This window comes from Stenotrophomonas sp. Steno-Z2 (assembly GCF_056393235.1).
Map to the genome: position 1 here is coordinate 42,635 of NZ_JBWJOY010000006.1, position 13,713 is coordinate 56,347.

Here is a 13,713-nt window from a genome sequence, read left to right on the forward strand (position 1 = left end):
AACCGGCACTAGGCCTGCGTACCGCCCACGGTGAGGCCGTCGATCAGCAGCGAGGGCTGGCCGACGCCGACCGGCACGCTCTGCCCGTCCTTGCCGCAGATGCCCACGCCTTCGTCCAGCGCCAGGTCGTTGCCGACCATGCGCACCTTCTGCATGGTTTCCGGGCCGTTGCCGATCAGGGTCGCGCCCTTCACCGGCGCGGTGATCCGGCCGTCCTCGATCAGGTAGGCCTCGGTCGCCGAGAACACGTATTTGCCGCTGGTGATGTCCACCTGGCCGCCGCCGAAGTTCACCGCGTACAGGCCCTTCTTCACCGAACGGATCATTTCCTGCGGGTCGTGGTTGCCGGCGCGCATGTAGGTGTTGGTCATGCGCGGCATGGTCATGTGCGCGAACGATTCGCGGCGGCCGTTGCCGGTCGGCGCCACGCCCATCAGCCGCGCGTTGAGCGTGTCCTGCATGTAGCCGACCAGGATGCCGTCCTCGATCAGCGGGGTGCACTGGGTGGGCGTGCCTTCGTCGTCGATGTTGAGCGAACCGCGGCGGCCATCGAGCGTGCCGTCGTCGACGATGGTCACGCCCGGCGACGCCACGCGCTCGCCGATGCGGCCGGCGTAGACGCTGGTGCCCTTGCGGTTGAAATCGCCTTCCAGGCCGTGGCCGACCGCCTCGTGCAGCAGCACGCCGGGCCAGCCCGGGCCCAGCACCACCGGCATCACCCCGGCCGGCGCCGGGATCGCCTCCAGGTTGACCAGCGCCTGCCGCAGCGCCTCGCGGGCGAAGGCTTCGGGGCGGCCGTCGGCGAACAGTTCCGCGTAGCCGTAGCGCCCGCCGCCGCCGGCATAGCCGGATTCGCGGCGGCCGTCCTGCTCGACGATCACCTGCACGTTCAGCCGCACCAGCGGGCGCACGTCGGCGCCCAGCACGCCGTCGCTGCGCGCGATCAGCACGGTATCGACGCCGCCGGACAGGCTCACCATCACCTGCTGCACGCGCGGGTCGGCCGCGCGCAGGTAGCGGTCCAGGCGCCTGAGCACCTCCACCTTGGCCTCGTTGCCGAGGCTGTCCACCGGATCCAGCGCCGGGTACAGCGCGCGGCTGCCGCCCCGCACCAGCGCACGGGCGTTGCAGGTGCCGCCATCGCGCGAGATCGCCCGCGCCGACTGCGCGGCGGCCAGCAGCGCGGCCGGCTGGATGTCGTCGGAATAGGCGAAGCCGGTCTTCTCCCCGGCGATGGCGCGCACGCCCACGCCCTGCTCGATGGAATGGGCGCCGTCCTTGACGATGCCGTCCTCCACGCTCCAGCTCTCGCGCCGCGAGTGCTGGAAATACAGGTCGCCGAAGTCCACGCCCGGCCCCAGCAGGGTGCCGAAGGTGCGTTCGAGGCGGTTGGCGTCCAGCCCGGCCGGCAGCAGCAGGCGGGATTCGGCGAGCGTCAGGGCGTTGTCGGTCATGGCTTTCCAGATGGGGGCAGGCCTGCGGTTCGCAAGCATGCGGCAGAAGCGGTCAGAGCGTGCCGGCGCTGGCCGGGCCCACCGCCGGCGGCGGCAGGCGCGGGGCATCGCGGTCCACCACCTCCACCTTGGGGTCGGACCACGGGCCGGTGACGCGGTAGGTCCTGGCGCCGATTTCGCCCAGCGGCTTGCCCAGCACGGCGTTGGCGGCGGCGCCCACCGCCGCGCCGACCGGGCCGCCGGCGACGGCGCCGACCACGGTGAGCAGGTTGCCCGAGCGCGGGTTGACCTCGATGGTCTGGTCGAACTGCTGCGCGCGCAGGTCGGCCTGGCCGCGGATGGCGATGTCCGCCGCCGGCCCCTGCATGCCGATGCGGTCGGTGCGGGCCAGCCCGCCGCCGAAGGCCACGCGGCCTTCGGCATGGTTGAAGGCCAGGCCCTTGGAGAAGAAATCGCGGAAATCCAGCATCAGCCGGCGCGGCAGCTGGGCGACGCTGAGCAGCCCCAGCACGCGCCCCGCTCCCGGTTCGACCTCGAGGATCTGGCCGTTGCGGACATCGATATCCAGCGTGCCCTCCAGCCCGGCCAGGTTGAACGCCGACGGCGCGCCCTTCCAGCCGGCATTGAACTGCAGTTGCCCCTGCCCGCCGCGCAGCTGCCCGCCGTAACCCAGGTTGTCCAGCAGCCCGCCCAGGTTCTCGCTGCGCACCGCCGCCTCGAACCGGGTCCGCGCCTGGGCGCCGGTGCCGCGCCACTGGCCGGTCACGTCGATGGCCTGCTTCGGCGAGCGGAACTGCAGCTGCGTCACCTGCAGGCCATCGGCCAGCGGGCGGGTGCGCAACGTGGTCTGCCCCAGCTCGGCCTTGCCGAAGGACAGTTCGCCGATGTCCAGCGCCAGCGGCGGGATCCGGGCCGGGTTCATCGGCTCGACCGGGTGGTCGCCGGCCTCGCTGGCCACGGCCGCCGCCGCCTGCCAGCGCACCCGCGCCAGCGTGCCGCTGACGGTGCCGCCCTCGGCCTCGGGCACCCGCAGGTCGCCGGCCAGCGCCGGCCCTTCCAGCTGCACCGCGACGGCATCGCTGCCCGGGCGCAGGCGCAGCCGGGTCTGCTCGAAGCGGCCGCCGACCAGCAGCAATTGGTCGGCCAGCACATCCACCTGTTTCAGCGCGACGCCATCGGCGTCGCCGCCGCCCTGGCTGCCCTGCCCGCGCGCCAGGCCGATCCACTCCAGCGCGTCCAGCGACGGCGTGCGCCCGTCCACCACCAGCCCGTCGGCCGGCGGCTCGCGGCTCACCCGGTCGCTGCCCAGGGTCACCTGCACGCCGGTACGGCCGTTGCGGGTGCGCGCGGCCAGCGCCATGCGCCGGCCGAAGGCGACCTCGGTGGTGCCGCTGCCCAGCGGCAGGCTCGCGCTCACCTGCGTCGGCAGGGCGTCGGCGGCCGGCTTGTCCAGCGGCGCCGGCAGCTGCAGCCGCGTGCCCTGCAGGTCCGAGCGCAGGCTGAGCGTGGTCGGCGGTTCGACGCCGCTGCCCGCCGGCGTCTTCGGCAGGGCCACGCCGATGGTCCAGCGCGAGGTGCCGTGCAGGTAGGGCTGCAGCCATTTCAGCTCCGGCGCGCGGTCCAGCAGGTCGTTGGCGCCGAGCGAGGCGGTCAGCTCCGCCTCGAACGCATTGGCCGGATCGTTCACCGGCGTGCCGGCGGCGAGCGACAGCACGCCGTCGCGCTCCTTGTGGCGGACCTGCAGCGCCGGTGCGCGGAAGCCGTCGCTGCCGTACTCGGCCTTGCCGCGCACGTTGTCGAAGCGCAGGTCCCAGCGGCGGTCGGCCAGGGTGGCGCCACGCAGTTCGACGTCGCCGCTGACCCGGCCCTGGCCTTCGTGCAGCGGCAGCGACAGGCCGAAGTTGACCGCGGCCGGCCCGCTGGCGCTCAGCGCGTCCAGCGTTTCGCCGTACGTGGCGTGCAGCGGGCTGCGCCGCAGCAGCGCCAGCAGGTATCCGCTGTCGTCGAGGCTGCGCGCGTCCACCTTCAGCAGCGATTCGTGGAAATCGGCGATGCCGGCGCGGAAGGCATCGACCTTGACCCCGCCCAGGTTGCCCTTGCCCTGCAGCGCGAACCCGTTGGCGATGAAGGCGATGTCGGCGTCGACGCCGGTCATGGCCGGCCAGCCGTGCGAGAAACGGATCGTGCCGTTGTCGATGCGCCCGCCCGCCTCGAAGCGGCCATCGTTGCCGTCGAACGGCCAGTCGTCGAGGTCGCCCACGGCCAGGCCGACGCCGCCGCGCAGCTGGCCATCCACCAGCGCCCCGTCCAGCCAGTCCACCGTGGCCTGGCTCATGCGCGAACGCACCCAGAACCCCTTGGCGGCGGTGATCGGCACGTCGTCCAGTTCCGCCGCCACGCTGATCCACGGCCGCGTGCCGTCGCCCTGGAACCACAGCCCGCCGCGCACGTTGGCGGCGTAATCGCGGCCCTGCACGCGCAGGGCGGGCGTGGCGACGCGCCAGCCGGCGCCCTCGCGCCAGGCCACCGCCTGCCCGTCCAGTTCCAGGTCGTGGACCACGCCGAAACCGGTCGGCCAGTCGAAACGCACGGCATGCTCCGGCTGCAGCCGCAGCGCCACCGCCTGGCCATCGCCCTCGAAGCGGCCGCGCAGGCCGCTCAGCCCCGGGCTGCCGCCGACCGCGGCGAAGGCCGCTTCCTCCAGTTCGCCGGCGCCGTGCATGGCGCCGCCCGCCTGGCCGGCGATGTCGACGTCGGCCAGACGCAGCACCGGCGCGGCGCGGTACAGCCATTGCCGCAGCCCCGGTTCCACCGCGCCGCTGAGCGCGGCGACCCGCAGCAGCGGCGTGGCGTCGATGCGCCGGCCGCGCAGCGCGAAATCGTGGCCGCCGCCCAGGTGCAGGCCGTCGAGCACCTGCAGGCCGCCCTTGCCGGTGGCGACGCGCAGCTGCGGCGCGTCCACCCGCCAGTCGTCGCCGTCATGCCGCCAGCGCGCGCGCAGCTGCAGGCTGTCGAAACCGGTGGTGGGCGGCTTGCCGCCGGCGGCGAACGGCGCGCCGGCCAGTTCCACCTTCTCCAGCGTGGCGTCGGCGATGACCGAGGCCACGCGGTGGTCGCTCAGCGCCACCCAGCTGCGGATCGTGCCGGTGCCGTGGCGCACGTCGATGCCGCCGAAATGCAGCAGCGCGCTCCACGCGGACAGGTCGGCCGGCGCCGCGGCGATCCAGGCGGTGCCGTCGCCGCGCTGGCGCTGGAAGTCCAGCACCGCGGTCACCGGCGCGGCGTCGGTGGCGATCCAGGCGCGGGCGCCGGCGCGCAGGCGCTGGCCGTCCACGCGCAGGCGCAGGTCGATCCGCGGCAGCTCCGCCTCCAGCCCCAGCGAGGGCGCGTCCAGCCGCAGGCGGCCGCCGATCACCTGCAGCTCGCCCAGCCGGCGCAGGGTTTCCAGCGGGTCGCCGGCATCGCCGGCACTGGGCAGGCCGCGCACCGACCAGCGGCCGTCGTCGGCCCGCTGCAGGGTCAGCGCCAGCCCGCGCAGGCGCAGCTCGGTCAGCGGCGCGCCCGGCAGCAGGCCCGAGTACAGCGACACCAGCACCTCGGCCTGGCCGATGCGCACGCCTTCGCCCTGGCCGATGCGCAGGCCGTCCAGCCGCAGCAGCGGCCCGCGCCGGGTCCAGGCGGTGTCCAGGCGGTCGAACGCCACCGGCTGGCCGGCACGCTCGCTCAGCCAGGCGGCCACCTTCTGCGGATGCCGTTCCACCAGCGGCAGCAGCTGGTTGAGCGTGCCCACCAATACGGCCACGACCACCAGCACCACGGCCAGCGCGTAGATCGCATGGCGGCGCAGGTGGCGGAGGCGGTAGCGCGACAGCACGGGCATCGGGTTCAGGGGCCGGGGATCGGGGCCGGAGGTCAGGGAGACGCCGGGGCGGCAGCCAGCGGCAGGGAGCGCGCCACATTGCCACAGGTGCAATGAACGCGGCCCCTTCCCCCCGGCCTCCGGCCCCTGGTCCCCTGCCTCACAGCAGGACCACGTCGAACTGCTCCTGCAGGTACTGGTCGTCGGCCTGGAAGCGGATGCTCTTGCCGAGGAACTCTTCCAGCTCGGCCACCGCCGCCGACTCCTCGTCGGTGATGCGTGCCACCACCTTGGTCGAGGCGATCACCAGCAGCCGCGCCGCGTCGAACTGCCGCACCGCGCGGGTGATCTCGCGGAAGATCTCGTAGGTGACGGTTTCGGTGGTCTTGATGCTGCCGCGCCCGCTGCATTCCGGGCAGGGTTCGGACAGCTGCCGTTCCAGGCTCTCGACCGTGCGCTTGCGGGTCATCTCCACCAGCCCCAGCGGCGAGAAGTCGTAGACCGTGGTCTTGGCGTGGTCGCGCGCCAGCGATTTCTCCAGCGTGCGCAGCACCTGGCGGCGGTGCTCGGGATCGACCATGTCGATGAAGTCGATGATGATGATGCCGCCGAGGTTACGCAGCCGCAGCTGCCGCGCCACCGCCTGCGCCGCCTCCAGGTTGGTGCGGAACACGGTCTCTTCCAGGTTGCGCTGGCCGAGGAAGGAACCGGTGTTGACGTCGATGGTGGTCATCGCCTCGGTCTGGTCGATGACCAGGTAACCGCCGGACTTGAGCGGCACCTGCTTGTCCAGCGCGCGGCCGATCTCGTCCTCCACCCCGTACAGGTCGAAGATCGGGCGGTCGCCGGTGTACAGCTCCAGCTTCTCGGCCAGCACCGGCATGTACTTGGCGACGAAGGCCTGCAGCTGGGCGAAGGTTTCCTTCGAGTCCACCTTCACCTTCTCCACGTCCTTGCGGATCAGGTCGCGCACCGAGCGCAGCGGCAGGCTCAGGTCCTCGTAGATGATGCTGCGCGGCGCCGCCTCGCGGCCGCGGCGCTCGACCACGTTCCATACCCGCGACAGGTAGGAGATGTCCTCGGCCAGCGCCTCGGCCGGCTGGCCTTCGGCATTGGTGCGCACGATGTAGCCGTAGCCGCCGTGCTGGGCGGAGATCTCGGTCACCAGCGCCTTGAGCCGGGCGCGCTCCGCCTCGTCCTCGATGCGCGCCGACACCCCGACCATCTTCGACTGCGGCAGCAGCACCAGGTAGCGCGAGGGGATGCTGACCTGGGTGGTCAGGCGCGCGCCCTTGCTGCCGATCGGGTCCTTGACCACCTGCACCACCACGTCCTGGCCGTCGCGCAGCAGTTCGACGATCGGCACCGACGACGGCAGCGGCAGGCTGGGCGCGGTCTCCTCGGTATCGGCGGCCACCGGCGCCGGCCGCACCACGTCGTTGGCGTGCAGGAACGCGGCGCGCTCCAGCCCGACCTCGACGAAGGCCGCCTGCATGCCCGGCATCACCCGCTGCACCCGCCCCTTGTAGATGTTGCCGACCACGCCGCGGCGCCAGCCGCGCTCGATGTGCAGCTCCTGCAGCATGCCGTTCTCGATCACCGCCACGCGGGTTTCGCGCGGGGTGACGTTCACCAGTATTTCTTCGGACATCCGTTCAATCCTTGCCCACGCCGAAAGCGCGCAGCAGCGCGGCGGTCTGCTGCAACGGCAGCCCCATCACGCCCGAATAGCTGCCCGCCAGCCGGCTGATCCAGCGTTCGGCGCCGCCCTGTATGGCGTAGGCGCCGGCCTTGCCCATCGGCTCGCCGCTGGCGACGTAGGCGGCGATCTCGTCCTCGGCCATCGCCGCGAACGTCACCTCCGATTCGACCACCGCGACGTCTTCCCTTGCCTGCGCCACCAGCGCCACCGCGGTGACGACCAGGTGGCTGCGCCCGGCCAGCGAGCGCAGCATGGCCGCGGCGTCGGCGGCGTCGGCGGGCTTGCCGTAGACCCGGTCGCCCAGGATCACTTCGGTGTCCGAACCGAGCACCACCGCCCGCGGGTCGCCGGCGACCCGCGCCAGGCCGGCGCGCGCCTTGTCCAGCGCGACGCGGCGCACATAGGCCACCGGCGGTTCACCGGCACCGCGGACTTCCGGGACGTCCAGGTCCAGCGCGCGGAACGGGATGTCCAGGCGCGCAAGCAGTTCGTTGCGGCGGGGGGAGCGGGAAGCGAGATAGAGCATCGGCGAAGCATAACCCGCGCCCGTTGCGGCCGCGCCTGCCATCGGGCATGCCAGGCCGCTCGCCATGCACGCCGTTCCCGCCTACGCTTCGCCCCGTTCCAGCTGAACGATCGGCAAGGCCGCCGCCGCCCCCGCGACCCCGTCCGACCTCACCGCCCGTTCATCGCCATCGCACCACCCTCGCATCCATCCAAGGAGGATCCACATGCGCCATTACACCTTCGCCCCGCTGCTGCTCGCCCTGTCCCTCGCTTCGGGAGCCCCGATGACCGCCCACGCCCAGAACGCCCCGGCCATGGTGGCCAGCGACGCCACCCTGCTCAACATCTCCGCCCAGGCCGAAGCCCGGCGCGTGCCGGACGTGGCCATGCTGTCGGCCGGCGTGGTCACCCAGGCCGCCGACGGCAATACCGCCATGCGCGAGAACGCGGTGCAGATGGACAAGGTGATGGCCGCGATCAAGGCCGCCGGCATCGCCGAGCGCGACATCCAGACCAGCGGCATCAACCTGAGCCCGCAGTACCGCTACGCCGACAACGAGGCGCCGAAGATCACCGGCTACCAGGCCAGCAACACCGTCAGCCTGAAGGTGCGCGACATCACCAAGCTGGGCAAGGTGCTCGACAGCCTGGCCGCGCAGGGCGCCAACCAGATCAACGGCCCCAGCTTCGAGATCGACCAGCCCGAGCCGGTCTACGACGAAGCGCGCGTAGCCGCGCTGAAGAAGGCCCAGGCCCGCGCCGAGACCTACGCCAAGTCGCTGGGCCTGCGCGTGCGCCGCATCGTCAGCATCTCCGAGGGCGGTGGCGGCGGCTTCCGCCCGCCGATGCCGATGATGACGATGGCGCGTTCGGCCAAGGCCGAGATGGACACGGCGGTGTCGCCGGGCGAGACCACGCTGTCGGTCAGCCTGGACGTGGTGTTCGAACTGGGCCGCTGAGCCTTCGCCTCCGCGTTCCCCGGAAACGGCGCCTGCGGGCGCCGTTTTCCTGTCTGGCGGCTGACCGGAAAATCCGCCCCCGCTTGCCGGACCGCCGCTTTGCAGGCGCACTGGCTGCACGCGGGCCGGAACGGATGCAACCCCGTCCCGCGTCACCGAGCGTTGTTCTCCAGCACACACCACGCAATGGAGGTGGCACATGGTCCGCACGCAGCCCGGCATTTCCCCGATCCGTTTCGACACCTCCCGCATCCTCGCCTACAGCACGGCCATCGCCCTGCACGCGCTGGCGGCGGGACTGCTGCTGATTCCGCTGTCGCAGGTTCCCGTCCGCAGCGATGCCGCCCGCCAGGAGCCGCGCTGGCAGCTGCCGGAAATCGTCCCGGTGGCGCCGACGCCGCCACCGCCGGTCCCGGTCACGGTGCCGGTGGTCAGGCAGACGCCGCCGCCGACCCAGCACGCCCTGCCCGCGCCGGTGGACAACGCGCCGATGCCGGTCTTCGCCACCGAGGCGGTCATCCCGCAGCAGGCCGGGCCGGCCACGCCCAGCGACGCCATCGGCCCGGTCGCCGACTCCATCGCCCCGGCGACGCCGCTGGGCGGCGTGCAGCTGCGCTACCTGCATGCGCCCGCGCCGGCCTACCCGCGCGATGCGCTGCGCGCCGGTGCGCAGGGCACGGTGACCCTGCGCGTGCTGGTCGGCGTCGATGGCTCGCCGCTGGAAGTGAGTATCGAGCGCAGCAGCGGCAACCGCAGCCTCGACACGGCCGCGCGCGCCCAGGTGCTGCGCCAGTGGAAGTTCCAGCCGGCCATGGACAACGGCCGCCCGGTGCAGGCGTACGGCCTGGTGCCGGTTGATTTCAAGCTGAATTGAGCCCGCCGACGCCCGCAGGGAAGCGCAGCTGAACGCTTCCTTGCGGGCGCTTTGCGCACGCCCGCCTATTAATCGATTTTTCACAGTTGCCTCACCCGGGAAAAACATAGATTCGCGGCCGTCGATGTCCCCCGGCCGCCTTTCCGGCGGCCACCTGCCGCAGTTCCCCTGGAGAGAAGACTGTGAAACATCCGACCCATCGGCAGCCCGCCTGCCGCCCGAACCGCCTCTGCGACTCCATCTCCACCAGCCTTCGCCTGCTGCTGGTGCCGGCCACCCTGGCCCTGGCCGCCCCCCTGGCCATGGCCCAGGAGCAGCAGGAGAAACCCACCACGCTCGACCGCGTCACCGTCACCGGCTCCAACATCCCGCGTACCGATACCGAAACGCCCTCGCCGGTCCAGGTCATCACCCGCCAGGAGATCGACCGCACCGGCAAGAACAACGTCGCCGAATACCTGCAGACGCTGACCGCCGACGGCGCCGGCTCCATTCCCAAGACCTTCGGCAACGGCTTCGCCGGCGGTGGCGCCGGCATCTCGCTGCGCGGCCTTGGCGCCGGTTCGACCCTGATCCTGCTCAATGGCCGGCGCATGGCCACCTATGGCCTGGCCGACGACGGGCAGAAGGTGTTCACCGACCTGAGCACCATCCCGCTGGACGCGGTCGAGCGCATCGACGTGCTCAAGGACGGTGCCTCGGCCATCTACGGTTCGGACGCCATCGCCGGCGTGGTCAACATCATCCTGCGTTCGGACTTCACCGGCGCCATCCTGCGCGCGTCCTACGGCCTGTCCGGCGACAGCGACGGCGACCAGCGCAAGGCCACCCTCACCGCCGGCACCGGCAGCCTGGCCGAGGACGGCTGGAACGCATTCTTCAGCCTGGACGTGGGCAAGACCGATGCGATCCGCACCTCCGACCGCCGCAACCGCAAGTGGATCGGTACCGGCGACCTGCGCCCCTGGGGTTACGACATAGACGGCAGCCAGTTCCTGGGCGGCGCCTTCAACGGCACCGCCGGCCAGGGTTCCTCGCCCACCGGCAGCATCTACTCGCCCGATGACAGCATCATCACCAGCCTGCCGGGCTGCGCCGCGCTGTCGTCCGTGTCGCCGCAGGATCCGCGCGGCGGCTGCGTGTGGGACGCCACCCGTTTCCGCGACCTGGCGCCGGAAGAGAAGTACGCCAACGTGTTCGGCCGCGCCACGTTCGCCTTCGGCGACAGCTCCGAGGTCTACGTGGAGATGGGCTATTCGAAGAAGAACACCACCTTCCGCAACACGCCGTCGAACATCTCCGGCAGCTGGGGCTACCCCGGCGGGCCGGTCAACGCCAACAGCGGACCGGGCGCGATCATGCTGGGCGCCGATCACCCGGACAACCCCTACGGTGTCCCGGTGCGCGTGCGCTATTCGGCCTTCGACGTCGGCCCGCGCGTGACCGACAACACCAACGAGTTCATCCGTTTCCTGGCCGGCGTCAAGGGCACGTGGGGCGACTGGGACTACGACACCGCCTACCTGCACTCGAGCACCAGCCTGCTGAACGAGCGCACCGGCTTCCTGCGCTACAGCGCGGTGCAGTGCGCCCTGTCCGGGCCGTCCTGCCCGGGCGGGATGTGGAACATCGGCCAGGGCGCGGAGAACAACCCGCAGAGCCTGTACGACTACATCTCCCCGACCATCAGCGCGCGCGCCAAGAGCGAACTGGACATGTTCGATTTCAAGGTGTCGCGTTCGCTGGCCGACCTGGCGGGCGGACCGCTGGGCCTGGCGCTGGGCACCGAGTGGCGCAAGACCAGCAACTCGCTGACCCCGCAGACCTATACCGACCAGGGCGACATCATCGGCCTGGGCTACTCGGCCTATGACGGCACCCAGAACGTATACGCCGCCTACGCCGAACTGTCCGCGCCGGTGCTGGAGCAGCTGGAACTCAACGCCGCGGTCCGCTACGACAAGTACGAAAGCGGCGACGACGCGGTCAAGCCGAAGGTCGGCTTCAAGTGGACGCCGGCCGAATGGATCGCCCTGCGCGGCACCTTCGCCGAAGGCTTCCGCGCGCCCAACCCGGCGGAAAACGGCGTGGGCGGCCTGGCCGCGTTCTCGCGCGCCAACGACCCGGTGCGCTGCCCCGGTGGCACGCCCGCGCCCGGCGCCACCCAGGCCGACTGCGGCCTGCAGCCGGTGGCCATCATCACCAAGCCCAACCCCGACCTGAAGCCGGAAGAGTCCAAGAGCTACTCGCTGGGCATCGTGCTGCAGCCCACCCGCACCACCTCGATCACCATCGACGCCTGGCGCATCAAGCGCACCAACGAAATCGCCCAGGGCGACACCGACGCGGCCATCGCCGCCGGCAGCGTGCTGCGCGACTCCAACCTGCTCAACGGCGTGCCGGGCACCGGCTCGATCCTGGCGGTGAACACCTCGTACGTGAACGCGAGCCAGTCGAAGGTGGAAGGCGTCGACGTGGACGTGCGCCAGGACATCCCGATGGGCAATGCCGGCGACCTGCGCCTGGACGCGCAGTGGAGCCATACCAGCAAGTTCGAGCGCACCGATGGCGGCGTCACCCACGAATACGCCGGCAGCCACGGCAACTGCGACGTGACCAACTGCATCGGCACGCCCAAGGACCGTGCCAACTTCGGCGCGACCTGGAGCCGCGACACCTGGTCGGTCAGCGGCATCGTCAACTACATCGGCAAGATGGACAACAAGGACGAGCGCGGTGGCGACTACCTGTCGTTCTACGCCGATGGCACGCCGGTGAGGAAGATCTCCTCCTTCACCACCTTCGACCTGTCCGGGCGCTGGAACGTCACCGATGCGCTGGAACTGAGCGCCTCGGTGCAGAACGTGTTCGACCGCATCGCGCCGCTCGACCCGGCCACCTACGGCGCGGTCAACTACAACCCGCTGCACTACAGCGGCGCCATCGGCCGCTACTTCACCGTCGGCGCCAAGTACACCTTCAACTGATCCGCAACCGGATGACAGCGGTAGCCAGAACCCGGGCATGCCCGGGTTTCGGCTTTGTGGACACAGGAAAACCCGGCACGCGCATTCGCCGCCGGCATGCTGCCCGCACGCGCCTTGCTGGAGCGGCATCACGCGCCAGCGGTGCGACCGATAGCAGCGCATCGCCCGCCGCGTCGGGCAGGATCGTTGTGGGCCTGCCGGACCTGCGCTCCCCTGCAGATCACCGGCACAACAAAAAGGCCCGCATCTGGCGATGCGGGCCTTCGAAATCTGGCGCCCGAAGTTGGACTCGAACCAACGACCCCCTGATTAACAGTCAAGTGCTCTAACCGGCTGAGCTATTCGGGCGGGGACGCGCATTCTATACGCATGTCAGGCGCGATGGTAGGGGTGGTTGGCGAGCATCGCCGCGGCGCGGTACAGCTGTTCGGCCACGACCAGCCGCACCAGCATGTGCGGCAGGGTCAGCGGGCCGATCGACCATTTCTCGTCGGCGATCGCCGACACCTCGGGCGAATGTCCTTCCGGGCCGCCGATCAGGAACGCGAGGTCGCGGCCCTGCGCACGCCAGTGCTCCAGCCGCTGCGCGAGCTGTTCGGAACTGAGCTGGCGGCCGGGCACGTCCAGCGCCACCACGTACGGATTCTTCGGCAGCGCCGCCAGCACGCGCCGGCCTTCGTCCTCGATGGCGCGCTTCGGGTCGCGGCCCTTGCCGCGCAGGCCGGGCTCGATCTCCACCAGTTCCAGCGGCAGCCAGTGCGACAGGCGCTTCTGGTACTCGGCGAAACCCTGCGCCACCCAGGATGGCGCGCGTTCCCCGGTGGCGATCAGTCTGGCTTTCATGGCGCGGCTCCCGGCATGGCGTCGAAAACGAAGACGGCGCCCTGCGGCGCCGTCGCAAGGCAGGTCGCCAGGCCGATCAGCCGGCTTCCTGCTCTTCCCCGTCGGCGGACGGCGGCTGGTCGCCCACCGTCCACAGGCGCTCGAGCGCGTAGAACTCGCGCACGCGCGGCAGCATCACGTGCACGATCACGTCGCCCAGGTCCACCAGCACCCATTCGGCCTCGCGCTCGCCTTCCACGCCCAGCGGCATCACGCCCAGGTCCTTGGCGAAGCGCACGACTTCGTCGCCGATGGACTTGACGTGCCGGGTCGAGGTACCCGAAGCGATGACCAGGTAATCCGCCACGCTGGACTTGCCGCGGACGTCGATCTCGACGGCGTCCTTGGCCTTGAGTTCTTCCAGCGCCGCATGCACGGAGGCCAGCAGGGCGGGAACGGACGGCGGCGGATTGGGCAACTGGGTCTTGATGACTTGGGCTTCGGAGGTCAAAGCGGCGGAACTCGATGAATGAAGGGGCGATTATAGAG

9 protein-coding genes and 1 tRNA gene are annotated in these 13,713 nt (G+C 71.2%); 3 read left to right on the top strand and 7 right to left on the bottom strand.

Features of this window, described 5'->3' with window-relative positions:
* Nucleotides 1–8: 8 nt before the first annotated feature.
* The 4 genes from tldD to AC06FP_RS12915 all read right to left on the bottom strand — a co-directional run bounded on the left by tldD (nucleotide 9) and on the right by AC06FP_RS12915 (nucleotide 7,541).
* Nucleotides 9–1,454, bottom strand: a complete 1,446-nt coding sequence (gene tldD / locus AC06FP_RS12900; protein WP_478075775.1) for a metalloprotease TldD — start codon at nucleotides 1,452–1,454, stop codon at nucleotides 9–11.
* A 52-nt stretch (nucleotides 1,455–1,506) separates the two neighbouring features.
* Nucleotides 1,507–5,334, bottom strand: coding sequence for a YhdP family protein (locus AC06FP_RS12905; RefSeq protein WP_478075776.1), 3,828 nt, complete (start codon nucleotides 5,332–5,334; stop codon nucleotides 1,507–1,509).
* Nucleotides 5,335–5,473: 139 nt separating this feature from the next.
* Nucleotides 5,474–6,964, bottom strand: coding sequence for a ribonuclease G (rng, locus tag AC06FP_RS12910; RefSeq protein WP_478075777.1), 1,491 nt, complete (start codon nucleotides 6,962–6,964; stop codon nucleotides 5,474–5,476).
* A 4-nt stretch (nucleotides 6,965–6,968) separates the two neighbouring features.
* On the bottom strand, nucleotides 6,969–7,541 hold the full coding sequence (locus AC06FP_RS12915) for a Maf family nucleotide pyrophosphatase (RefSeq protein WP_456116530.1): 573 nt from the start codon (nucleotides 7,539–7,541) through the stop codon (nucleotides 6,969–6,971).
* A 205-nt stretch (nucleotides 7,542–7,746) separates the two neighbouring features.
* On the opposite strand from AC06FP_RS12915, the gene AC06FP_RS12920 reads away from it, so the two are divergent.
* The 3 genes from AC06FP_RS12920 to AC06FP_RS12930 all read left to right on the top strand — a co-directional run bounded on the left by AC06FP_RS12920 (nucleotide 7,747) and on the right by AC06FP_RS12930 (nucleotide 12,342).
* Complete coding sequence (locus AC06FP_RS12920) at nucleotides 7,747–8,481, top strand: SIMPL domain-containing protein (protein WP_456116531.1); 735 nt, start codon at nucleotides 7,747–7,749, stop codon at nucleotides 8,479–8,481.
* Between the two features lie 199 nt (nucleotides 8,482–8,680).
* Nucleotides 8,681–9,355 (top strand): energy transducer TonB, encoded by a 675-nt coding sequence (locus AC06FP_RS12925; protein ID WP_478075778.1) that lies wholly within the window; start codon nucleotides 8,681–8,683, stop codon nucleotides 9,353–9,355.
* 182 nt (nucleotides 9,356–9,537) lie between these two features.
* A complete protein-coding gene (locus AC06FP_RS12930) occupies nucleotides 9,538–12,342 on the top strand; it encodes a TonB-dependent receptor (protein ID WP_478075779.1) in 2,805 nt (934 codons plus the stop codon).
* A gap of 271 nt (nucleotides 12,343–12,613) precedes the next feature.
* Here AC06FP_RS12930 and AC06FP_RS12935 read toward each other — a convergent pair.
* From AC06FP_RS12935 to rsfS, 3 genes are all read right to left on the bottom strand, one after another.
* Nucleotides 12,614–12,690 (bottom strand) — tRNA-Asn (locus AC06FP_RS12935).
* Nucleotides 12,691–12,714: 24 nt separating this feature from the next.
* Nucleotides 12,715–13,185 (bottom strand): 23S rRNA (pseudouridine(1915)-N(3))-methyltransferase RlmH, encoded by a 471-nt coding sequence (gene rlmH, locus AC06FP_RS12940; RefSeq protein WP_273082062.1) that lies wholly within the window; start codon nucleotides 13,183–13,185, stop codon nucleotides 12,715–12,717.
* A 76-nt stretch (nucleotides 13,186–13,261) separates the two neighbouring features.
* Nucleotides 13,262–13,675, bottom strand: coding sequence for a ribosome silencing factor (rsfS, locus tag AC06FP_RS12945; protein WP_456116534.1), 414 nt, complete (start codon nucleotides 13,673–13,675; stop codon nucleotides 13,262–13,264).
* Nucleotides 13,676–13,713: the final 38 nt, after the last annotated feature.